This window comes from Pseudomonas sp. B19125 (genome assembly GCF_044218855.1).
Taxonomy (GTDB): domain Bacteria; phylum Pseudomonadota; class Gammaproteobacteria; order Pseudomonadales; family Pseudomonadaceae; genus Aquipseudomonas; species Aquipseudomonas edaphica.
Genome location: NZ_CP162589.1, coordinates 1,187,367 through 1,211,889 on the forward strand (window position 1 = coordinate 1,187,367; position 24,523 = coordinate 1,211,889).

The window sequence follows — 24,523 nt, forward strand, 5'->3', positions numbered from 1 at the left end:
TCAAAGGCGCTCCAGTATGAGTGTGGCGCTGCCGTGGCGTGAACCCAGCAGGCCGCCGGTGCCATGGGCCAGAGCCAGTGCGCAATGAGGCCGTTGAACGGCCGGGTGTGCTTCGCCGCGCAACTGGCGCACAGCCTCGATCAGCCTGGCCATGCCGCCGCGATGGCCGGGGTGGTTATTGCACAGGCCGCCGCCGTCAGTGTTTACCGCCAAGGGGCCGACACCGCTGATCAACTTGCCGTCGCTGACAAAGGCGCCGCCCTGGCCAGGGGCGCAAAAACCGAGGTTTTCCAGCTGGATCAATACGGTGATGGTGAAGCTGTCGTACAGCGAGGCGTAGTCAATATCGCCAGGTGTGAGGCGCGCCTCACCGAATGCATCGGCGCCGGATTGCGCGCCACCTGAGGTCAGCAGGTCGAAGTAACCGCCGTTCAGATGGTTAATCGCATAGCCCGAACCGATAGGCGTAATCAGCGGCCGTTTGAGCGAGCGCGCAATGGCTGGATGCACCAGCACCAGGGCGCCGCCGCCGTCGCTGATCACGCAGCAGTCCAAGCGCCGCAAAGGGGCGGCGACCCAGGGTGAACTCAGTACGTCTTCCACCGTCACCACATTGCGCAACATGGCCTGCGGGTTGTGCTGGGCATGGTGCGATGCCGCGACTTTTATCCAGGCCAATTGCTCGGCCGTGGTGCCGTGTTCGTACTGATGGCGCATGGCGCACATCGCGTAGCGGTTGACCACGGCAGCGCCATAGGGCGTTTCAAACGGTGCTTCACAGGCGCTGTACGCTGGGTCTAATGCGCTGCTTTGCGGACGTTGGCGCTCGGCACGCGGGCGCCCGGCCTGGGTGATCAAGGCGACACGGCAGCGCCCATCGGCGATGGCGCGTGTAGCCTGGGCGACTTGATGCATGTAGGACGAGCCCCAACTTTCCGTCGTATCCAGGTGCCGTGGCTGGATACCCAGGTACTCGACCATGGAGAACGGCCCTACGCCTGGCGCTCCCCAGCCCGGTACATCACTGGCGCAGAAATAGCCGTCGACATCACTGAGGCTCAGCCCCGCATCCTCCAGTGCGCCGCGTGCCACATCGGCATGCAACTGCGCCAGGGAGCGGTCCGTGGCGTGGCGGGTAGGGTGTTCATAGGCACCCACGATATAAGCTTTACCCCTCATGGCTGGCGGCTCCGGGCGGCGTATTCGATAAAGAACTCAAGCGCCTGCGGGTCACGCATGGCGCTGCGGTTGGCGACTTTCTGCGGGTCGTGTCCCATCAGGATCCGGCGTACCGGCACTTCCATTTTTTTCCCGGTGAGGGTGGTGGGAATCAGCGGTACAGCCAGGATGCAGTCCGGCACATGCCGAGGTGTGCACGCCAGGCGCAGGCAGTCGTTCACGCGTTGCTGCAAAGGCTCATCCAACACCGCGTCGGCACGCAGCTGTACAAACAGCGGCATAAAGAAACCGCCCTCGGGCAAATCAAGGTTAACGATCAGTGCATCCTCGATTTCTGCGATGTGCTCCAGCGCCCGGTAAATCTCTGCCGTGCCGATCCGCACGCCAAAGCGGTTCAGCGTCGCATCGGAACGCCCCAGCACCTGGCAGCCGCCGCGAGCATTGAGCAAAAAGAAATCCCCATGGCGCCACACGCCCGGCCACGGCTGAAAGTAGCTGTCGCGATAGCGCTCTCCCGTGGGGTCATTCCAGAAATACACCGGCATCGACGGCATGGGCGACCTCACCACCAGCTCGCCGACTTGATCGATCACCGGTTGGCCGTGCGCATCAAACGCATGGGCATCCACCCCCAGGGCGCGCGCCTGGATCTCGCCGGCATACACCGGCAAGGTCGGTACGCCACTGACCAAACCGGTGCAGATATCCGTACCGCCGCTGCCCGTGTTGACCCACACCGCCGTGCTCAGGTTGCGGTAAAACCATGCATTACACTGCGGTGAAACCGGCGACCCCACCGGCATTACCGTGCGCAGTGCGTGCAGGTCAAAACGCTCGCCGGGCACCACCCCCTCGCGTTGCATCAGTTCAATGTAGGTGGGGCTGGTGCCGAAAAAACTCGCGCGGCTGTCTTGCAGGATTTGCCACAGCGCATCGGTGCCTGGCCAGGTGGGATGGCCGTCGTAAAGCACCGGGCGTACACCGCAGAGCAAGGCACTGAACAAGGTGTTCCACATCATCCAGCCGGTGGTGGTGAAAATGAAGGCGGTGTCACCCGCACGAAAATCCAGGTGCAGATGCAGTGCTTTGAGCTGCTCCAGCAGAACCCCGCCATGGCTGTGAACGATGGCTTTGGGCACCCCCGTGGTGCCGGACGAGAACAGTACCCATAACGGATGATCGAAGGGGACTTGCTCGCACTGGAAATCGGCGGCGGGCACGCTGGGGCGCAGGCGCAAGCTGTGCCAGTCGATGGCGTTAGGCAGCGTCAATGGCTCATCAGCAAACAGCGCCGGCAGCACAATCACCTGTTGGATACTGCCCAACTCGCCGACGATCTGCCGGACCTGGTCGCGCCGGTCAAACACCTTGCCGCCATACCGGTAACCGTCCACCGCCAACAGCACTTTCGGCGCTAATTGCCGCACCCGATCCAGCACACCCTCGCTGCCGAAATCCGGCGAGCAACTGGCCCAGATCGCACCGATGGCTGCGCAGGCACATAGCGCAGTCATCGCCTCGGGAATGTTTGGCAGGTAAGCCACCACGCGATCACCGGGCACTACGCCGAGCTCTCGCAGATAGCTGGCGAGCGTGCGCACCTGGTCGCAGAACTCGACCCATGGCAAGCCCTGCAACGCAGCGGATTCGCTCAGGTAGAGCAGCGCATCGCCTTGCCGTTCGTTGCGCAAAAGGTGTTCGGCAAAATTCAGCTGCGCGCCGGGAAACCACTCAGTACCCGGCATCCTACGATCACCCAGCACCGCGTGGTAGGGGCTACTGGTCTGCACCTTGAAGTGGTCCCAGATAGATTGCCAGAAAGCGTCCAGATCATCGACCGACCACTGCCATAGCCCGTGGTAGTCGACAAAACTCAGCCCGCGCTCGCGTTTGAGCCAAGCCAGGTAATGCGTGAGGCGGGTATGTTGGATATGTTCAGGGGAGGGCTGCCAAAGCCGTTGGCCCTGGACCACTTCGTTGAATGCAGTCGCCACGATTAAAGACCTCTGACGTTTTTGTTTTTAGGGTCATGGGGTATTCATGCGTGACGGACTGTAGCGATAAATTGTACGACGTACAATTGATGGGCTTTCTGATTATGTTGTGCGATTTTTCAGCGACGCGATGCCAGGGTTTCCAGGCCGCAGAGGAAGGTGTCGACATAAAACGCAAAGCTCTCATGCAGCGGCGCGTGCACACCATTTTGCCAGCGCAGGCTGAAACCTCGGTTGCTGAGCTGGTCCATGTTCTGCGCAAGGGTCGGGTGCTGCTCGGCGTCAACGGCCTGCAGGCTTTCCTGTACTTGCTTCTGCCACGCCTCGGTGTTCTCCGGCAGCGGGGCGAACTCCAAGGTGGTGAAACCGGCAAGGGCGGCGATAAATGTGTTGTAGGCGCCAGCCAATGAAGGCCCGCTGAAACCCGCTTGCTGCAACGCTGCCAATACGCCTTCCACCAACTTGAAGTCGGTGCGGGTGTTGGAGACCAGTTGCGCACCGAGTAACGGCGCCACATTCGGGTGCTGGTGCACAGCGTTATGGCAATTAACCAGAGTGGCGCGAAGGTAGTCCTGCCAGCGCTCCTGAGGCCGCGGTGCCACCTGTTCGAGGACTTTGGCCAACACTTCGCTCAACAGCAATTCACGTGACGAGACGTACCAGTAAATGGCCGTGGGGTACACGGCCAGGCTATTTGCCAAGTTGCGCAGGCTGCATTTTTCCAGGCCTTCGCGGTCGATCAATGCCAATGCGGCGGCGATAATCGTGTCTTTATTCAGTTGGTTTTGCGGGTCTTCGCCAACGGTTTTTTTACGCCTGCCTCGTGGGTTTGCGGTTTTGCTGGTCATGGACGTTGTTCCGGTTGAGCGACGGCGAAAGGATAGCCGGTCGTCGATTCGCTGTCGCTCTTCCAGGCGCGGCGTCAGTCTCTGGTCAACATGCCTCCATAGCGTTCTACAAAAGCCTGTGTAGCGTTAACCAGCCGATTCATTTCGTGCTCGGTCAGCGGCAGGCTCAACGCAAACAGCCCGCGCCGTGCACTGTAGATCCCACATTCAAGCAGGTGAAAAAAGAACAGGTCCCGTAGGCGGTTTCGGTCCGTTGGGATATCCGTGGGCCGAAGAATCGGCAAGCCTGTGGGATGCAGGTTCATCACTGAACCCTGCCCGGTAAACTGCATCGGCATGCAGGCGAGCACCTCGTTCAGTTGCTCGCGCAACCGGTCGCCCCTTGCATTCAACGCAAGGGCTTGCTCACGGGTATACACCTGCTCCAATCCAGCGATACCCGCCGCCATGGTCAGTACGTTGTTGTTAAAGGTGCCTGCGTGAGAGAGGCTGCCATGGCGCGGATCGAACTGCGCCATGATGTCTCGTCGGCCACCCAGCATTCCACAGGGCATCCCGCCGCCGAGGTATTTGCCCAGGGTCATCAGGTCAGGCGTTATGCCGAGTTTTTCCTGTAAACCGCCTGGGCCAAGGCGTGAAGTCATCACCTCATCGAACACCAGCAGTACCCCATGCGCACGGCTCAACGCGCGCAAACCCTCGAGAAAGCCCGGTGCGGCGCAGATACAGCCACCGGCGCCCAACATCGGCTCCACGAGGATCGCCGCACACGCGCCAGGGTGCTCAAACAGCAAACGCTCGACACTGCGTAGATCGTTGTAATCCGCCAGGTACACGCGGTGGGGCACATTCATCGGCGTGCCTGGCCCGGCAAAACTCAACACGCCGCCGTGATAACCGCCGTTAAACGCGATGACGCCATCGCGCCCGGTGTAGGCCCGTGCCGCCGCCAGCGCGAGCAGATTCGCCTCGGTACCGGAATTGGTAAAGCGTACCTGTTCGATACAACCAAAGCGCTCCACGATCAGCGTTGCCAACCGCGCTTCCAGTTGCGTAGGGGCGCTGAGGTTCAGCCCGTTTGCCATCGCCGTCGTCAGTGCCTGGGTGATCACCGGGTGGGAGTGCCCATACAGCGCTGCGGTGTATTCGGCGAGAAAGTCGACATAACGATGCCCGTCCAGGTCATCCAGAAAACAGCCCGTCCCGCCCGACATCACCAACGGAAACGGTTCATAAAACAGCACTGAGCGCGTATTGCCACCCGGCATTACCCGCGCGGCCACGTCCAGTTGCCGGGCGCTGTTGGGGTTGGCGTGGGTATAGCGTGTGATGCAGCCTTGCAACGCGGACCTATCAGGCGCTGTGAACATCGCTCAGCTCCTTGGGTGCGTTGCGCTTCGGATACACCAGCAGCAACAGCGCAAACCAGGCCGCCGCCACGTAAAACGCCGTGCGCGTCTCCGGGTCGCGAATCACCAGCACCGTCAACCCAGCCAAAAACAACAGTACCAACACGCTGCTGCCCCGAGCCCATGGCAAGCGATACGCCATCAGCGGCAACTCACCGCGCTGCACCTTGCACCGATACGCCATATGCGTGGTGATGATCACCGCCCATACCCAAATCAACAGGCCCAGAATGCCGGTGATCAATAGGTTGAAAATACGTTCCGGCATCAAATAGTTCAGCAAGACCCCCACCAGCAAAATCGCGGTCGACACCATCAAGCAACGCGCCGGCACCTGGCGCGGGCTTAACACCTGCAATTGACGGGGTGCCTGCTGAATATGCGACAGCGCAAACAACATCCGGCTGGTGGCAAACAACCCGGTATTGCACGACGACGCCAGCGCACTGATCACCACAAAGTTGATCAGCCCGGCCGCAATCCCCAGGCCAATGCTGTCGAACACCCTCACAAACGGGCTTTGTGAGGTATCGATCTGGTTCCAGGGATAAAGGGCCATGATCACCGCGATCGACCCGATATAAAAAATAGCCATCCGCCAGATGATGCTATTGATCGCTCGCGGCAATGTGCGCTCCGGGTTGGCCGTTTCCGCCGCCACCAAGCCAATCACCTCGACCCCGGCAAAGGTAAACGCCGCCAACGGTATCGCGTACCAAAAGCCACTCCAGCCATTCGGGAAAAACCCACCGTGCCGCCACAGGTTGGTGATTGAAGGGGTGGTTTGCGACGATGTATCCAGCCCGAATATCAGAATCGCCAAGCCTGCAGCAATCAGCCCGACAATCGTCACCACCTTGATCAACGCCAGCCAGAACTCCACCTCGCCAAACGTCTTCACCGCAAACAAGTTGATCACCATCAACACCACCGTGGTGACCAACGCTGGAATCCACTGTGCCAATTCCGGGAACCAATATTTCATCAACAAGCCGATCCCCGTAACCTCCAGCACCCCCACCAGAATCCAGATCAACCAATACGACCACCCCGTGATAAACGCCACCCGCGGCCCCAAAAACTCCTCCGCATACGTCGCAAACGACCCGCTACCGGGCCGATACAACGACAACTCACCCAGCGCCCGCGCAATCAAATAAACCATCCCCCCACACAACGCATACGCCAGCAACAACGCCGGCCCCGCCGTGGCAATTGCCTTGCCTGACCCCAGAAACAAACCGGCCCCAATAATGCCGCCGATAGCAATCAACATCACATGCCGCTCCTTGAGCGACCGCGCCAAGCCATGGTTGGAAGAGTGAAGCGGTGGTGTGGACATCAGCATTCCCCAAGCTGTATTGCACAGCAGTAGTGAGGTGGCCCGGCTCAGACCGGATTTTATTGTACGGTGTGCAATAAGCAGGTTTTGGGCCAAATGCTAAACGCGGCGGCAAGCGGTTTTTAAACGGGCTGTTTAGATATGTTTGTAGGAAGCTTCGTTGTGGCGATGTTGACTGGGGGGAGGGCGCACGCGTGTCACCCGGGGAAACAGATGGGTGGGGGGGGTACGGTCGAGAATTAGGGGTGATTTCCAAGGGCCAGCAGGGCGGATCCCTTTCATTTGAAGGACGTTTCCTAGAGAATTCCAGGCGCTTGCGCCAGCTAAACTCCGCGACTAGGCTGCGTTCCGTCACTGTTTTTTCAGTGATCGGGTTTAGTCGCCCGGACTTCGCTAGGCGCACGCGCCATCCCAAAGCCAGGTGTTTCCTCACCTGCACTTTATGGTGGCTGTGCGCAGGGCACCTTCGGGTGCGCCGGTGCCTAGCGGCCGGTCGACTAACCTGCGTACAGCCGCCACCTCTGCTCGTTTAGTCGCGAAAGGACGGTGGTAACCACTTACTGCTAGAGGTTTTCTATGGATAACGTTGTTTCGGATTTGCCGTCATCGGCTGCGACTAAGCCATTTACTGTTAACGAAGAGCTGAGCTTCGAGGATGCCTGGGTGCGAGTGGCTGAGTTGCTGCAATGTGCGGTGGCAACGTCGCAGGCGCTTGGTGAACCGCTGGGAGCGCCGTATCGGGCGGTAATGCATTTGGTGGAGATGGCGAAGATGGTGGCAGATCGGGCTGTGGATTGTTTGCAGCCCAAATGATGCGGCTTGAGAGACGGGCCGGGCTGTAGGTAGTCTGCCTTTGCTTATCCAATTGTCCAACAGGTGCTGGACAATTGGTTCGTAGTTTTTAAGGGCATTAAAAGCCGGCTTGTGGGCGGCGTTATTATTGCTGTTGTGCCTTGTTTTACTAGGTGTCGTTTAGCTTTTTGTTCTTGTCCCCCCATTTGTCCCCCCATGCGCGCGTTGCGTAGCTTGACGGTTAGACGCAATGGGCGGTTTTTGCAGTTCGGAACGAATTGAGCTCTGTCGGGAATCTTCCGAAGCTAGTGTTACGGGTGACCGTGCAGATCGAGTGACTAGCTACTGATAGTGGTTTATTTCCAGAGTATCTGAATCACTGGCGACCATCTGGTTTCGCTCAGTTCGCAGATTACCCACGCGGTGTATCTACTCGTTGTGGACACATTTCGCAAATTTCGAGCGTGGTGAATACGCAATCGAGTTCAGGGCCACCTCTCTACACAACTGTAGAGCGCTTAGCATTAGCTTGTGATAATCCATATAGAAAGGCATCATGTCATCATATTGATGACATTACCTGTTTAACAATGAACAATCAAAAATCCAATTCCGGTCTTATTGTCGTTTTTCGTGGATGAGGGGCGTCTGACCATGCATTCCCAGCTTGTTGAGAGCCTGAGCTACGCCCAGCGGGAGCGGCTCGCCTACATCGACTTTCGGCTCTATTTCATGGGAGAGATCGGTCGTCCCGATTTGGCAGGCCGCTTTGGGGTGGCTCCAGCGGGCGCAACCCGGGATCTGGCCCTCTATCGAGAGATAGCCCCGCAAAACATCGAGTTCGACGGCAGTAGCAAGATTTATCGGATCGGCAGGGGCTTCGTACCGATCTTTGAGCACGCCCCTCAGCGTGTGCTGTCGTCGATCTCTTGGGGGGGTGGTGGTTTGAGCGGCGAATTACAGTCGATGCTACCGTGTGAATCACCCACTGTCTTGGGCAACCCGCGATTGGACGTCTTAGCTCCAATCTGTCGGGCTATTCATGCCAAGCGACCTGTAGCTATCCGGTATCACTCAATGAGCAGTGGAGAGTCCGAGCGGGTGATCGTGCCCTTTGCGCTTGTAGACACCGGAGTGCGCTTGCACATTCGCGCCTTTGACCGCAAGAGCGGTGAGTTCCGTGACTTTTTCGTGACGCGGATTGAAGCCCCCAAGCTGCTCAACGAAGAACCTAAAGCGAACGAACGCCCGGACAACGATATCCAGTGGACTCGGATCGTGGAGCTGGATTTGGTACCTCACCCGCGCTTGAGCTGTCCCGAGATCATCCGGATGGACTACGGGATGCAGGAAGGTTCGATACGAATACGCGTTCGCGCTGCAATCGCTGGTTACATGCTGCTGCGTTGGAGTGTCGATGCCTCGCCTGACCACAGCTTGCAAGGCGATGAGTACAGGCTTTGGCTGAAGGACTACCTGGCGTTGTATGGCGTCAAGAATGCCGTACTAGCACCCGGCTACGCTCCCCACGGGAAGGACAATATCAATGAATAACGTATTTGGCTTTCGCGATCAGCTCATCAGCGAATACAGCTCGTTTTCACGAAGCTTTTCCCGAATCGCTGCGCAAGACATCAGGGATGAGGTGGAGCGGCAGTATGCGGATGGGCGTTACTGGCCAGAGCCCCTCGTACAGATCAATCCGAACTATCAGCGCAAAGGTTCAGTGCAGCAGCTTGTGGCAGAGGGGATACTTCACGATGCCTGTGCCAATCTTTTTCAGGTTGGAAAAGCGGAAGGGAATCCCCAGCCATTGCATCTCTATGCCCATCAGTTGCAAGCACTCGCCAAGGGCCAGGCCAAGCAAAGCTATGTCGTTACAACCGGCACTGGTTCCGGCAAATCGCTGTCTTTCTTCATTCCGGTCATTGATCGAATTTTGAAAGCCAAAGACCAGGAAAAAGCTGCACGCACCCGCGCCATCGTTATCTACCCGATGAATGCCTTGGCGAACAGCCAGCTCGAAGAGCTCGACAAATTTCTTCATGGCTATCCGGATGGACAACAACCCTTCACGGTTGCCCGTTATACAGGGCAAGAATCAAAAGCAGCGCGTGACGCTATTGCAGGTAATCCGCCAGATATACTACTTACCAACTTCATGATGCTGGAACTGATCCTTACACGCTTCGACGCGGTAGATCGGCGGGTGGTCGATCACTGTCAGGGGCTGGAATTTTTGATCCTAGACGAGCTTCACACCTACCGTGGGCGCCAGGGGGCTGATGTGGCCTTACTGGTGCGCCGTTTGCGTGAGCGCCTGCAGGCGGATGAACTTGTTTGCATCGGCACATCCGCCACGATGTCTAGCACTGGAAGCTTGGCGGATCGAAACAAAACTGTGTCCGAGGTTGCCAGCAAGATTTTTGGAGCGCGCATAAGCGAGCAGGACATTATCGGAGAAACGTTGGAGCGCGTGACCGATCCGCTAAAAGATGTCGCGGCTGTGAAGTCTGATTTAGCGGATATGGTAGCTCGCTCTGAGTTTTCTTGGAAAAACTTTGACGCGTTTCGGGTTGATCCGCTGTCGATCTGGGTCGAATTACGTCTCGGCATTGAACTGCCTGACAACGAGCCGCCGCGTCGGGCAAAGCCGATGACAATCCAAGCAGCCAGTGAACAACTGGCGAACGATGCGGGTTGTGCGATCGATGTGGCGCGCAATGGTTTGCAGCGCTTTCTGTTGGCGGCACATGAAGTTAAAACCCCGCAGGGGCGGCCGCCATTCGCGTTCAAACTTCACCAGTTCATCAGCGGTCCTGGAAAGGTACTTGCTACTCTTGAAGCACAAAGTGTTCGTCATATCACTTTAGATGCGCAGCGTTTCGCGCCAGGTCGTCAGGAGGAAGGCGCTCAACTCTATCCTGTGCACTTTTGCCGGGATTGCGGTCAAGAGTATCTGCCGGTTTGGCAGTCTAAGCGGGCACCCACGAGCTACACCCCGCGCGAAATCGATGATATTACGGCAGACGATAACGAAGACGTCTTTTACGGATTTCTATGCCCTGCAACTTCCAATATGCCCTATCGAGGTGATATTGAAGACCTGCCTGAGACCTGGCTGGATTTGAGCCGCGATACACCCAAGATCAAACAAAATTACAAAAGGGCCGTACCTTATAGTGTCAGCATTGATGTACAAGGAAACGAGGGCTATGGCGAATCGTTCTGGTATATCCCAGGAAAGTTTCGCTTCTGTCTGAAATGTGGTCAATTGCATGAAGCACATGGCAAAGACATCAACCGTTTGGCCAGTCTTTCAGGTGAAGGGCGATCCTCTGCCACAACGATTCTGACTCTGACTGCACTACGCCAACTCTTCACCGATACAGAGCCTGCAAGCGGCCAACCTGATCCGCGCAAATTGCTTGGCTTTACTGACAACCGCCAGGACGCAGCGTTACAGGCCGGCCACTTCAATGACTTCGTTTTTTTGCTGACCTTGCGCGCAGGTCTTATTGGCGCTCTGCAGAACAGTAACGGGGAGCTAAGTGAAGAGCAGTTGGCTGATGCAGTGTTCAAGGCGCTCGGCTTTGATCGGTTGGACGAAGCTACGCTGGTCGAATATCTACGCACCCCCAAGCTCATGGGCCTTGCTCGACAGGAAGCTCAGCGCAGCCTGCGCTACATCATCGGTTACCGTTTGCTACGCGATCTGCGGCGTGGCTGGCGATTCAATAACCCAAACCTGGATCAACTGGGTTTGCTGATGATTAGTTATCGCGGTCTGGATGAATTTTGTTCCGATACTGCTGCGTTTGGTAAAAGTGGTGCGTTGGGGCAATTGAATGCCGCACACCGGGCAAGTTTGTGTCGGCTTGTTTTTGACACGATGCGTCGCGGGTTGTGCCTGGAGACTCGCTATCTCGATCCGGTCGAGCAAGACAAGGCCCGAACCAGCGCCTTCGCTTATCTCAATGAGCGTTGGGCTTTTGCGCCTGACGAGTTGTTGGAAACCGCCAAATACCTGATTCTCGGTAAGCGGCCGGAATACCGGGGCAAACCTAGAACAGATCTAGTGACAGGCGGGCCTCGTTCACGCCTGCTTCGCGACATCAAAACCGCTTCCTTCTGGAAAGAAACTGCCTTCGCCGGTCAAGTCACAAGCTGGAAAGACCCAGAGTGGGTCGAACTGGTGGAGGCGCTCCTACAAGCGGCTGCGCTCTACGGCTATGTCCAGAAGCATTCGATTGATCAAAAGCTAATAGGTTGGCGCCTAAATGCCGCGGCGTTGGATTGGTGTTTGCCAGAAGATTTTTTGCAGGCGGGGGACTCGCGCTCCAATCAGTTCTTCCGTGCGCTGTATCTGAACATCGCGGATTTGTTGCGCCAAACGAGCCATCCGCTGTTCGATTTTGAAGCGCAGGAACACACCGCTCAGGTGGATGCTGGACGCCGTCAATTACTGGAGCAACGTTTCCGCTACACGGACAAGGACCGCAAGGACTGGGCCGACAACCCAGCGCACGAAGCTCCGCTGGAGCGTCTGCCAATCATGTTCTGCTCGCCCACCATGGAGCTGGGTGTCGACATTTCATCACTGAATACCGTGTATCTGCGCAATGTTCCGCCAACCCCAGCCAATTATGCCCAGCGCAGTGGGCGCGCCGGTCGATCTGGTCAACAAGCCCTGGTGATCACCTATTGCGCCTCGTTGAGCCCGCATGATCAGTGGTTTTTCCATCATGCCAATGAAATGGTGCATGGCATCGTCCGCGCACCTACGCTAGATCTGGCCAATCGAGATCTGGTCGAGAGCCATTTGCAGGCGGTCTGGCTGGCAAACGCCCACATTGCACTCGATGTCAGCATCGCTCCGATGCTCGACCTTGACCGACCGGGAAAACCGCTGATCAAGTCCTACCACGATGCACTAAATGATCCGGCAGTCACACAGCGTGCCCAGGCCAGTGCAGCTCGCGTTATTGCGCAGTTGCAGCAGGAGCTCTCGGGCAGCGACTGGTTTTCAGCGGACTATGTGCAGAAGGTGATTGAGGGGGCGCCTCAGGCATTCTCCAATGCCCTTGAACGCTGGCGCGTCTTGTTCGATGCCACGCGAACACAAATGAACATGGCCGACCAGATCGTCAAAAGCCATACCGCGTCGCACAGTGAGCGCCAGAATGCACAGCGCCGCTATGGTGATGCGGCTCGACAATATGCCGTGTTGCTCAAGAACGGTAACACCCAGAACTCGGACTTCTACACTTACCGTTATCTGGCCAGCCAGGGTTTCCTGCCGGGCTACAACTTCCCACGCCTACCTTTGATGGCATGGATTCCCGCGCGCGGGGGGGGCGCCGGAAACGGTAAAGATGACGAGGGCAGCATGGTCAGTCGTCCGCGTTTTCTGGCCTTGTCGGAATTTGGCCCGCGTAGCCTAATCTATCACCAGGGGCGCATGTATCGTGTGGTACGCGCCAAGCTTAATGTGGGATCTGCCGATCATATCTCCGGCAACAGCCAGCTTGCTACTATCTCTTCGCTGGTCTGCAGCCAATGTGGTTATGGTCATTTGGGTGACATCAACGGCGCGCAGCCCTTGGTCAATCGCTGTGAAAACTGCGACGCTCTGTTGACTGAACATGACTGGGTGCGCGAGCTGTACCGCATTGAAACCGTAGAAACGGTCGCTGTCGAACGAATCTCCATCAATGATGAAGATCGTCAGCGCCAAGGTTTTGAGTTGCAAACCACCTACCGATTCTTGCCTGGGCCGGATGGAGTCATCCAGCAGCGTAAAGTCGAGGTCAGGCGCGGCGAGGAGGCTCTGGCCGAGTTAACCTATGCGCCAGCCGCTCGCTTGTGGCGCATCAATCGTGGCTGGCGCAGGCGCAAGAACAAAGAGCAACTGGGCTTTTACATAAACCCCATCACCGGCACCTGGAGCAAGCAGGACGAACCAGGCGGCAATGAAGAAGACGGTAAGGATGAGGCGCTGCTCGACAAAGCACCTAACCAGCGCATCGTTCCCTTCGTCGAGGACCATCGCAACCTGCTGATTCTCGCGCCCGCGCATGCCTTGTCAATCGAGGCCATGGCTACCTTACAGGCGGCACTCAAACGCGGCATCGAGATGACCTTCCAGATTGAAGAGTCCGAGCTCGTGGCCGAACCTTTGCCCAGAGCTGATGAACGTCGTGCGTTGATGTTTTATGAAGCAGCTGAAGGCGGCGCTGGGGTGCTAACCCGCATTGCCAGCGACCCAGCCAGCCTGGCACAGGTCGCCAGTAATGCACTCAAATTACTGCATCACAATACGCCGGAAGGGCCGTGGAAACTTGAAGACCTGCCCGCGCTGGAGCAAACCAATACGCTTGGTAATCGTATCTGCGAAGCAGGATGCTACCAATGCCTGCTGTCCTATTTTAATCAGCCCGACCACGAAAACATCAACCGCCGCAATGATGATGCGCTCAAGGTGCTGGTGGCGCTAGCCAATGCCGAAGTCAAACCCAGACAACACCAATCGCCAGTATCTCCAAGCGTGCCAATCGATGATCGCTTCAACCAATGGCGGCAAGCCTTGGCCGCCGCAGACCTGCGTCAACCAGATGCCGTGCAAGTGTCCGTCAATCAGGGAGCTGTGGTAGCCGCAGGCCAATACAAATCGGCCCGCGCTTTGGTGTTCCTTGATGACATTGATGCTGCCACTGCAGCCTTATTGGCCGACAAAGGCTGGCAAGTACTGAACTTCTCCGACCCATCGCAATGGAACGCGCAGTTTGCTGCTCATCCCGATGTGTTCGGCAAATATGAGAGAACACAATGACCCAGCTTGAACACGATTTCATGCCCGGGAACCTGGTTCGTGCCCGTGGGCGCGAATGGGTTGTGCAAAGCGAATCCCGCCGTGAATGGCTGCGCTTGCGCCCGCTCGGTGGCTCGGACGACGATACTATCGCACTTATTCCCGAGCTTGAACTTCAGCCAGTTGAGCCTGCCATCTTCCCATGGCCACAAGCAGAGCAAGCTGGCAACCACGCGGCAGCACTGTTGCTGCGAGATGCCTTGCGCCTAAAGTTGCGTGCTGGCGGCGGCCCGTTTCGCTCGTTCGGAAATATCGCCGTTGAGCCACGTGGCTATCAACTAGTGCCATTGTTGATGGCTCTTCGCCTGACAACGGTGCGCCTGTTGATTGCCGATGACGTCGGTGTAGGTAAAACCATCGAGGCCGGTTTGATTGCCCGTGAGCTAATGGATCGTGGTGAGATTGCCCGCCTGGCGGTGCTGTGTCCGCCGCACTTGGTGGAACAATGGCAAAGCGAGCTGGAAACACGCTTCAATTTGCATGCTGTCGCGCTGACCTCGGCATCGGCCGCGCGTATCGAGCGCGATATACCCCATGGTGTCAGTTTGTTCGATCATTACCCCGTGGTGGTGGTAAGCCTGGATTACATTAAGAGCGAGCGCCATCGCGATCACTTTCTAGCGATTGCACCCGAGTGCGTGATTGTTGACGAAGCACATACCTGCGCCAGCAGCGGAGTGGGCAAGCAATTGCGCTTTGAGCTGTTGCAGCGCTTGGTGAAAGACGAAGATCGACACCTGATTATGCTCTCTGCCACACCTCATTCGGGTGACGAAACCGCGTTTTACAACCTTCTATCATTGCTCGATCCGCGCTTTATCGCCTTGCAGAATCGCTCGTCGGCCAGCGACCCTTTACGTCAGGAGTTGGCACGGCATTTCGTCCAACGCCGCCGCAAGGACATCGCCGAATGGCAAATGGAGACCGGCGATGGCCGTGGCTTTCCGCGTCGCATGAAAACCGAAGTCACCTACCAACTCAGTGGGGATTGGGGCGCGTTTTTTGATTCGGTTCAGGACTATTGCCGCGAGTTGGCCGAAACTATCGAGCAGCAGGGCGAAGGCCGTGGCCGACTGATCTGGTATGCCACGCTCGCGTTGTTGCGTTGCGTCGCCTCATCACCCGCCGCCGCTGTCAAAGCACTCACCACCCGCCTGGAGGGTAGTGTTGAAGTGGATAGCCTGTTAACCGACGAACGCCTGCATGATGGAAAGGCCGATAACCTCGACAGCAGCGACCTGGAACCGCCCGCGCAGCTGGAAGAGGCAAGCCGCCTGCAAGGCTTGATCCAAGAGGCCGAACGTCTCTCCGGGAAGGCAGGTGACCCTAAGTTGGCCGCACTCATCCGGCATGTCGAGGAACTGGTGAAAGACGGCTACCACACCGTGGTGTTCTGCCGTTATATAGCCACGGCCCACTACGTAGCGGAACACCTGAGCAAAGCCTTTCCCAAGGCCACGGTCGAGTCCGTCACCGGTGAATACACACCGGAAGAGCGGCGTGAGCGCGTTGACGCCATGGAAGAAGGCGAACCGCGCATTCTGGTTGCCACGGACTGCCTGTCCGAAGGTATCAATCTTCAGCACCTGTTCACGGCGGTGGTTCATTATGATTTGGCCTGGAACCCCACCCGTCACGAGCAGCGCGAAGGCCGCGTTGATCGTTTTGGCCAGCAGGCCGCAGAGGTGCGCTGCACTATGCTGTGGGGCCAAGACAACCCCGTTGATGGCTTTGTGCTGAACGTGATTCTACGCAAAGGCGAAACCATCCAGAAAGAGCTAGGTGTGCTGGTACCCATGCCAGAAGACGAAGCTCGCATCAATCAGGCGCTGGTCAAAGCTGCGTTGATGCGCCGATCAGATGCGTCAGTACCCTACACTCCAGACATGTTTGCAGAGGCCAACGTAGAACTACAGCCACTCCAAGCCCAGTGGCAGGACGCACTGGAAAAAGCCAAGGCAAACCGTACTGTATTTGCCCAGCGCCGTATCCGCCCTGATGAAGTGCTACCTGAATGGCTAAAGCAACAAGAAGCGCTCGGTACCCAAGCCGATGTGCAACGGTTTGTACACAGCGCCTGCACCCGTCTCAATGCCCCTCTGGAGCCAGCGCGCAAACAGCAGTTTCGCTTTCTGCCGCAGCATCTGCCCGAAGCGTTGCGCCAGCGCCTGGCCGATGAAGGAATCATCAAACCCCTGGTGCTGAACTTCAACGAACTGCATCGCAGCCACCCCCTCGTCAGTGTGTTGGCTGAATACCTACTAGAGACCAGTCTTGCCGGTGAATCAGGCATTGCTGCACGCTGCTCCGCGACGGTCACCGATGCCGTAGAGGTGGTTACTACTGTTTACCTACTGCGTTTGCGCCATCAATTGGGCTATGTGCGTCGCCGTGAGCCGTTCCAGATGATGGCCGAAGAAACCATGGCCGTGGCCGTGGCGGGCCGCAGCAATCCGGAATGGTTACAAGACGACAGTGTGGCGCGGCTGCTGGAATGCACGCCTACCGGCAACCTACCGGTGGACGCCATGCAGCGTGAAATCCGCACTGCGCTGGACTTTATCGCCGCACATCCGCAGAAACTGCAAACGCTGGCCGAGCAACGCGCCCAAATATTGCTGGCCGACCACCAGCGCGTGCGTGAGGCTGCCCGTGATGTCGGCCAATACAGCGTCAGCGCCTGCCTACCGGTAGATGTGATGGGCGTGTATGTGCTGCTGCCTGATGCACTGTAACGGGCAGCAACCAGAGATAAAAATATGAGAAAACTGCATAAAACCCAAACCGTGCTAAACCTGCCCGCGCTTACGTTGGAAGGCAGCTTGTTTCTGCCGGATCAATTGGAAAAGGCCGCACTCGGCAGCGCCAACTGGCAAACTGAAGCAGACTACGGCACCCCAAAGGGTCTCAAGCTCCAAGACGACTACAGTCGTGCTTTCCAGATCGCCAGTGCCCAATGGAAGCACTTTGCCACGCAGCTCGAACGGTCCGATGTGGATGCCGCCGCGCTCACCCACACTTTTGTACAAGAGCTGTTGCGCGATGTATTCGGTTACCCCGTACAGGCTTGCTCTGGCATCTCGCTGGGCGAGCGGCGCTACCCCGTCAGCTTGTTGGCAGGTCATGTGCCAGTGGTGGTAGCGCCACACACGCGAGCCCTGCATGAGCCCGATGCACAATTTGCCATTGCAGGTTCTGGCGCCCGTAAAAAATCGGCCTTCATGCTGGCGCAAGAACTGCTTAACGCCAGCCCTGACCACTTGTGGGCGATAGTTTGCAATGGCAAACAACTCCGCCTGCTGCGCGATGCGGCCACGCTCACGCGCCCCAGTTTCCTTGAAGTCGACTTGCAAGACTTGCTCGGTGGCCAGCGTTACGCTGAGTTCGCCAACGTCTGGCGACTACTGCATTCCAGCCGTGCGACTGGCGAACCCGTCGACTACATCTGGGAACGCTGGCGCGCCGCCGGGCAGGAGGAAGGCACCCGCGTGCGCAATGGCCTACGCCTGGGCGTGACTGATGCATTGCTGATCTTAGGGGAAGGCTTCGTGCAACACCCAGCAAATAGCGCCTTGCGTAACGCCTTGTATAACGGCGAGCTCAGCAAGGATGCCTATTTCCAGCAACTGCTTCGACTGATCTACCGGCTGATTTTCCTGTTTAGCGTCGAAGAGCGCGGCCTACTGCACGACAAGGACGACAGCAAAACCGCCCAGGCCGCCCGCCGCGCCTACGCCGAAGGGTATTCAGTGGCTCGCCTGCGCGAGCGGTGCCTCAAACGCCGCGCTCGCAACCGTTTTGATGACCACTGGCAAGCGTTACGCATTGTCTTCAACGGCTTGAGCGAGGGCGAGCCACGCCTGGCATTACCGGCCCTCGGTGGCTTATTTGCCGTCAACCAATGCCCGGCGCTGGATGCCGCCAGCCTGGATAATGCGCATCTACTCGCTGCCATGCAAAACCTTCGTTGGGCCAGCCACAAGGGCGTACTCGCCCCGGTGGACTACCGCAACATGGGCCCAGAAGAGCTAGGCAGCGTCTACGAAAGCCTACTCGAACTGGTGCCGGAGATCGACGTGCCGGCGCGCAAATTCGGATTTGTCGGCTTAACCAGTGAGGGAAGTACTGCCGGCAATGCCCGCAAAATTAGTGGTAGCTACTACACGCCAGACTCACTGGTTCAGGAGCTGATCACGTCTGCCCTTGATCCAGTCATCGAGCAGCGTCTGGCCGCGCAGCCCGAATCTCCTATTGAAGCGCTGCTGGCCATCCGTGTAATCGACCCGGCCTGCGGCAGCGGTCACTTTCTGCTGGCCGCCGCTCGCCGTTTAGCCGAAAAGCTCGCCCAACTGCGCGCCACCGATGGCGAGCAAACTGAACAGGATTTTCGCCACGCCCTGCGTGAGGTAGTGAGCCGTTGTATTTTCGGTGTGGACCGCAACCCCATGGCCATTGAGTTGGCCCGTACTGCCTTGTGGCTGGAAGGCTTTGAACAAGGCAGGCCTCTGGGCTTTCTCGACCACCACATGCAAGTGGGCGATGCACTGCTGGGGCTTACCGACCTCAAGGTGCTGGAGCTGGGCATTGCCAAAGACGCTTTCAAGCCGCTCTCAGGCGATGATAAAGAGGTGTGCAAGCAACTCGCTAAGACCAACGCCGCCGCGCTCAAAGACCTTGATAAGAAACGCAATGCCAGCGCCTTCGGCCAGCTCGATGTCTCCGCCGCCACTGGCAGCGGACTGAGCCAATTGCAAGCGCTTGAAGCCCTGCCGGAAAACACCACTCGGCAGATCGCCGCCAAGGAGGCCGCCTACCGGGCGTTCCTGGAACAAGCCAAAACCAGCCGCCTGGCGCTCGCTGCCGATTTGCTGGTGGGTGCCTTTCTGCTACCCAAGCTCGCCGCATCGCAAGACGATATTCCCACCAGTGCCACGCTCTACCTCACCTTGCTGGGCGATACACTGCCAACGCAACAATCGGGCGCACTGGCCGCAGCCCAGGCTGCCTGTGTGGAAGCCCATGTGCTGCACTGGCCTTTGGCTTTTCCGCAAGTGTTCGCTGGTGGTGGTTTTGATTGCGTACTGGGTAACCCGCCGTGGGAGCGCATCAAGCTGCAAGAGGAAGAATTCTTCGCTACCCGCCACCGTGATGTGGCGCAAGCCAAAAACAAGGCTGAACGGAGTCAGCGCATCCAGTGGCTGGCCGAGGGCATGCTGGCAAAACACCTATTTTCGCAAATTGAGCATGCGCCGCAGGTATGCGAGGCTGAACAGCGCCTATACGCTGAATTCATCAGCGCTCGCCGCACGGCAGAAGCCGCAAGCGTTTTTGCGCATGTGAAGGGGAACGATGGCGGGCGTTATCCACTTACGGGCGTGGGCGATGTAAATACCTACGCGCTATTTGCCGAGACTATCAGCCAGATCACCCACATAACGGGTCGCGCTGGTTTCATCGTGCCCACTGGTATTGCCACCGACGACAGTACCAAAGCTTATTTTTCATACCTGACACAGAATGCACTGTTGGTGAAACTGCAGGCGTTCGAGAATGAGGAATTCATATTTCCTTCTGTTCACCATTCGTTCCGCTTTTGCATGCTGACCCTCGGCAAATCAGATCAAGCCGAATTTGTCTTTTTTGCACGTCAGCCAAGCCAGATTCATGACCCACGCCGCCGTTTTACTCTAACTCCCGACGAATTCCGGCTGATCAACCCCAATACGCTCACCTGTCCGGTGTTCCGCAGTGAACGCGATGCAGTGCTCACCCAAAAGCTCTACCGCGCAACCCCGGTATTGATTGATGACAATCGGCCTGACGGCAACCCATGGGGCATCAAATTCATGTGCATCTTGCACATGGCAAATGACAGTCATCTGTTTTCCGACGCGCCTGGCAACGGACTGCTTCCGTTATACGAAGCTAAAATGATCAAGCAGTTTGATCATCGAGCTGGTTCTTACGAGTCGAGAGTTGATGACAGAGGTTTTCGAGTCCTTCCTGAAACCCCTATTTCTGCATATCAAAACCCTGATTTTTCAGTGGCGCCTTATTATTATGTTCGGCGTGAAGATGTAAGAGCGCGAGTGGATGACAGCTGGGGAAAAAAGTGGTTTATCGGATTTAAGGATATTACGTCAGCAATCAGCGAACGGACGGTTATATCGACTGTGCTGCCATATTCGGGTGTGGGGCACACGATGCCTGTTTTGTTTAGCAATTGTAGTGATCAATTAATTGCTGCGTTGTTGGCAAACTTAAACTCGATAGTACTCGACTACGTTGCGCGTCAGAAAGTGGGGGGGCTGCATCTTACATACGGTTATTTGAAGCAGTTTCCGATATTAGCTCCAAAGAGTTACGAGAATGCTGATTTGAGCTTTATAAGTAAGCGGGTTTTAGAGCTCACCTACACTGCTCACGACCTCGAATATTGGGCAAAAGACTTGGGCTATGAAGGTCCAACCTTCACATTCAATCTCGAACGCCGCGCCATCCTGCGTGCCGAGTTGGACGCTTACTACGCCAAACTTTATGGCCTCACCCGCGACGAGCTACGCTACATCCTCGCCCCAGCCGACATCATGGGTGAGGACTACCCCTCGGAAACCTTCCGCGTGCTTAAGAATAGGGAGCAGAAAGAGTTTGGCGAGTACCGCACCAAGCGGTTGGTGCTGGAAGCATGGGATCGACTTGAATCAGGGGAGTTACACTGATGCTGACGCACCTGAAACTGGAAAATTTCAAGATCTGGCGCAGCACGGGGCCCATCCGCCTTGCACCAATTACTTTGCTGCTCGGCACCAACTCTTCCGGCAAATCTAGCCTCATTCAGAGCCTGCTGCTGATCCGGCAAACGGTAAAGGGCGACGATCCTAATCTGGACCTCAATCTGGGCAATCCCGATGCCGACGATTCGGTCACGCTAGGGCAGTTCAAGGACGTGCTCTGCCATCATGGCGCCGCCAATGAAAGCACTTCCGGAACGCAGGTGGGTATTGAGTTTCGCTGGAGCGAGCATGGCCAGGCAGAGAACTCGAGCCTGTTTTCTGCGCGTTACAAAAAAGGGCCGGCCGGTAGTGCCGAACTGGAGTTTCTGCGTTTGGGGAAAGACGGGCAAGGCTTTAGCGTGCAGCGTCGCAAGCCAGGCATATACCGCCTGAGCTTGGCTACGCAGGCTAAGGCTTTGGGCCAAAGTGCAGATTTTCGGCCGGAGCGTTCATTTGCTTTTTCAGCGGCAACGCTTAACAAGCTGGGTGCGCAGGCGGACTTGATCAAGCCGATTGGTCCAGCCCTGCTGGATGAGCTGGGCCGCATCATTTACCTAGGCCCGGTACGACGCTTGGCGCAACGCGACTATGTGTGGGCTGGCCGTATGCCTGCACACATCGGCGACGATGGGGCCAAGGCGGTTGATGTCTTGATCGCTAGCGGCGTAGCGCGCCAGTCTGCCCTCAAGCGCAAACAAGCATTGCCTGCCGACGCGCAACTATTCGAGAAAACGATTTATTGGCTGAAAGAGATGAATTTGGCTGATGGTCTTGCCATCCGCACATTGGGCGGTTCTGCACGCTATGAGTTGATAATCGAAAACGAGGGCCAGGCCAGCAACCTCAGAGACGTTGGCGTGGGTGTTTCGCAGGTCATCCCCGTCATCGTCGCGGCCCTGTTTGCTCAGCCTGGGCATATCGTCATAGTCGAAGAGCCAGAAAGCCATTTGCATCCGCTGGCGCAACGCAAGTTGGCCGAGTTGCTGGCACAGGTGAGCAAAGAGAGAAATGTTCAGTTCATCGTCGAGACTCACTCAGAGCATCTATTCCGACGCATGCAAACGCTGATCGCCAAACAGCAGATAACGCCCAAGGACGCGGCGATGTATTTCGTTGAACGGCAGGGTAAATCGGCGCGCATGCGGCCACTGGAGCTGGACGAATTCGGCCGCGTGAAAAACTGGCCAGACGCCTTCTTTGGCGATGCATTGGGCGAGACCCGTGAGCAAACTGCATTGGCCATTCAGCACGCAAAGGAATTGAGGGCGAGGATTGCCAATGTATCTGGTTGATACCAATGTGATGCTGGCAGCGAGCGCAGTGCACGAACTCTCGAATCATGCTGTGCGTGCCATGCCGCAGGAGATTGAGCTGCGCGAAATGATTTACGAGTGGCTTGCTGGCTTTGACCAGTCGGATCGCCGCATTGTTCTCGATGAAGAGGGATTAGTGCGGGACGAGTACGAACGAAACATGCCTTTCAACATGCACGGTCAGGAATACGGCATGCAGGTTTTACAAAATAAGCTGGATAAAAATCTGGTGGAGTATGTGCCCATCAATTCGCTTGAGGCCAACGGTGAGCACATTGCCGTGCTTGAGCATGCCCACGAAGTGTTGGTTACAGATCGAGAAGATCGCAAATGGGTCGCGTGCGCGTTAGCCGCGCAGGTTCTTTTCGACCAGGTACCACCCATTGCTTATGGTGCAGAAACAGACTGGTTCATTGCTGAGGCACAGCTGATGGGTATTGGTCTTCGTTTTCAGCGTCTGTTACCTGATGACTGGTACAACGCGCGAGTAGCCGCCGGATGACTGCCGATTTCTTCCGCTTCCCCCATACCCCGCACATCGCTTGGCTGGGCCAAAGCACTCCACGCGACGACAAGGTTCTGTCATCCAATGAGGTGACGGCAATGCTAGCGGGCGAGGTAATGGTGGAAGAAAAGCTCGATGGCGCGAACCTGGGCCTATCGCTTGCTCCCGACGGGCAACTGCGCGCGCAGAACCGGGGTCAGTATCTAGCAGAACCCCACGCTGGCCAATTTGCTCGTTTGCCAGCTTGGTTGGCCAAGCACAGCGCGACCCTGAGCACCGCAATGACATCGGATTTAATACTGTTTGGAGAATGGTGCGCAGCCCGACACTCACTGGACTATGTGGCGCTGCCGGATTGGTTCCTCTTGTTTGATGTGTATGACCGTGCAGCAGGCCGCTTTTGGAGTACGCCGCGCCGCAATGCACTGGCACGAGTGGCCGGTTTGGTCACGGTGCCGTCGGTGCTTTATGGCAAGATCACTGTTCCCTCCCTGATACAGCTTGTAGCCACCACACCCAGCCGTTATCGGTCAGGTGCGTTGGAAGGGGTGGTGATTCGCCGTGAATCGCCGGACTGGTGTGAAGCTCGCGCCAAGCTGGTCCGGCCCGACTTCACCCAGGCCATCGATACACACTGGCGTAAGCGGGCAATTGAATGGAACCGTATTGATTATTCATCAGGAATTCCAGAATGAACCCGCTGCAACGGACCCTCATCGAAAAAACCGGCAACGACTATGGTTTCGAGCATGTCCTGGTCTCGGACGGGGATGGTGTGACCTTGGCTTCGGCATGCCATCCCACTCGTGTGTTGGTTATCTTGGAGAATGGTGTTTATCAGGTGAGTTTTCAGGCGATGTCTCCAACATTGCTACCGGAATTGCAGCGCAGCTTTCCTCTGGCAGGTGTGGAGTCTGGTAGGTTTATGTTAGCCACCGAGGCCGCACTGGCAGCCTTATTGCGCCGCGCGGCCAGCCTCTCCCGAGCGCTGCCCAGTCAGGCCGCTACCGACTACCAACAGGCGGTGGCTGCTGAGCTGGCGGAGTTACCTCCAGGCATTGCCGGCACTGAAGTCGAGCGTTTGGTGCGCCAACGCGTTGGGCAAAATAAGTTTCGTGATGCAATGCTGAACTACTGGGGCGGCGCGTGTGCGGTGACAGGTGTTGCCATCCTTGAGGTGTTGCGTGCCAGTCACGCGAAGCCTTGGGCAGAATGTGTATCGGATGCCGAGCGATTGGATGTATTCAACGGCTTTCTGCTCAGCGCCAATTTGGATGCCTTGTTTGACCGCTTTTTGATCAGCTTTGATGATCAGGGTGTGCTGGTGATCGCGCCTGCATTGGCGGGACTGGATCTGCTACGTCTTGGAGTTGTATCTGGAATGAAGCTGCGTTGGGTCAATTCACTGCACCTACCGTACTTAGCATTGCACCGCACCCGACTGCGGCAATGAGAATTTCCAGGTGTAAGTCGTTTGATCTGAACAGCACGATGTGA

The 24,523-nt window shown here is 57.1% G+C and carries 14 protein-coding genes; 9 read left to right on the top strand and 5 right to left on the bottom strand.

What is annotated here, in order from left to right; all coding sequences use genetic code 11:
- From AB4P96_RS05430 to AB4P96_RS05450, 5 genes are all read right to left on the bottom strand, one after another.
- Positions 1-1,179: a thiolase domain-containing protein gene (locus AB4P96_RS05430; RefSeq protein ID WP_017136018.1), complete on the bottom strand. Its 1,179-nt coding sequence runs from the start codon at positions 1,177-1,179 to the stop codon at positions 1-3.
- Complete coding sequence (locus AB4P96_RS05435) at positions 1,176-3,173, bottom strand: acetoacetate--CoA ligase (protein ID WP_395600569.1); 1,998 nt, start codon at positions 3,171-3,173, stop codon at positions 1,176-1,178. Before AB4P96_RS05435 ends, AB4P96_RS05430 begins: the two co-directional genes overlap by 4 nt.
- A gap of 119 nt (positions 3,174-3,292) precedes the next feature.
- On the bottom strand, positions 3,293-4,021 hold the full coding sequence (locus AB4P96_RS05440) for a TetR/AcrR family transcriptional regulator C-terminal domain-containing protein (RefSeq protein WP_395600570.1): 729 nt from the start codon (positions 4,019-4,021) through the stop codon (positions 3,293-3,295).
- Positions 4,022-4,095: 74 nt separating this feature from the next.
- A complete protein-coding gene (locus AB4P96_RS05445) occupies positions 4,096-5,391 on the bottom strand; it encodes an aspartate aminotransferase family protein (RefSeq protein WP_395600571.1) in 1,296 nt (431 codons plus the stop codon).
- Positions 5,375-6,772, bottom strand: a complete 1,398-nt coding sequence (locus AB4P96_RS05450; RefSeq protein WP_395600572.1) for an amino acid permease — start codon at positions 6,770-6,772, stop codon at positions 5,375-5,377. The genes AB4P96_RS05445 and AB4P96_RS05450 overlap by 17 nt, the downstream gene beginning before the upstream one ends.
- Before the next feature lie 576 nt (positions 6,773-7,348).
- On the opposite strand from AB4P96_RS05450, the gene AB4P96_RS05455 reads away from it, so the two are divergent.
- The 9 genes from AB4P96_RS05455 to AB4P96_RS05495 all read left to right on the top strand — a co-directional run bounded on the left by AB4P96_RS05455 (position 7,349) and on the right by AB4P96_RS05495 (position 24,479).
- Positions 7,349-7,585: a hypothetical protein gene (locus tag AB4P96_RS05455; protein WP_395600573.1), complete on the top strand. Its 237-nt coding sequence runs from the start codon at positions 7,349-7,351 to the stop codon at positions 7,583-7,585.
- 633 nt (positions 7,586-8,218) lie between these two features.
- Entirely contained in the window at positions 8,219-9,118 is a 900-nt protein-coding gene (locus AB4P96_RS05460) for a helix-turn-helix transcriptional regulator (protein ID WP_395600574.1), read from the top strand.
- Positions 9,111-14,396 (top strand): DEAD/DEAH box helicase, encoded by a 5,286-nt coding sequence (locus AB4P96_RS05465; protein WP_395600575.1) that lies wholly within the window; start codon positions 9,111-9,113, stop codon positions 14,394-14,396. The genes AB4P96_RS05460 and AB4P96_RS05465 overlap by 8 nt, the downstream gene beginning before the upstream one ends.
- Positions 14,393-17,170, top strand: coding sequence for a helicase-related protein (locus AB4P96_RS05470; RefSeq protein WP_395600576.1), 2,778 nt, complete (start codon positions 14,393-14,395; stop codon positions 17,168-17,170). Before AB4P96_RS05465 ends, AB4P96_RS05470 begins: the two co-directional genes overlap by 4 nt.
- A gap of 24 nt (positions 17,171-17,194) precedes the next feature.
- Complete coding sequence (locus AB4P96_RS05475; RefSeq protein WP_395600577.1) at positions 17,195-21,154, top strand: Eco57I restriction-modification methylase domain-containing protein; 3,960 nt, start codon at positions 17,195-17,197, stop codon at positions 21,152-21,154.
- On the top strand, positions 21,154-22,500 hold the full coding sequence (locus AB4P96_RS05480) for a DUF3696 domain-containing protein (protein WP_395600578.1): 1,347 nt from the start codon (positions 21,154-21,156) through the stop codon (positions 22,498-22,500). Before AB4P96_RS05475 ends, AB4P96_RS05480 begins: the two co-directional genes overlap by 1 nt.
- Positions 22,487-23,023 carry a hypothetical protein gene (locus AB4P96_RS05485; RefSeq protein ID WP_395600579.1) on the top strand — a complete coding sequence of 179 codons (537 nt, stop codon included), beginning with the start codon at positions 22,487-22,489 and terminating at the stop codon, positions 23,021-23,023. Before AB4P96_RS05480 ends, AB4P96_RS05485 begins: the two co-directional genes overlap by 14 nt.
- On the top strand, positions 23,020-23,721 hold the full coding sequence (locus AB4P96_RS05490) for an RNA ligase family protein (protein WP_395600580.1): 702 nt from the start codon (positions 23,020-23,022) through the stop codon (positions 23,719-23,721). The genes AB4P96_RS05485 and AB4P96_RS05490 overlap by 4 nt, the downstream gene beginning before the upstream one ends.
- Positions 23,718-24,479: an HNH endonuclease gene (locus AB4P96_RS05495; RefSeq protein ID WP_395600581.1), complete on the top strand. Its 762-nt coding sequence runs from the start codon at positions 23,718-23,720 to the stop codon at positions 24,477-24,479. The genes AB4P96_RS05490 and AB4P96_RS05495 overlap by 4 nt, the downstream gene beginning before the upstream one ends.
- Positions 24,480-24,523: the final 44 nt, after the last annotated feature.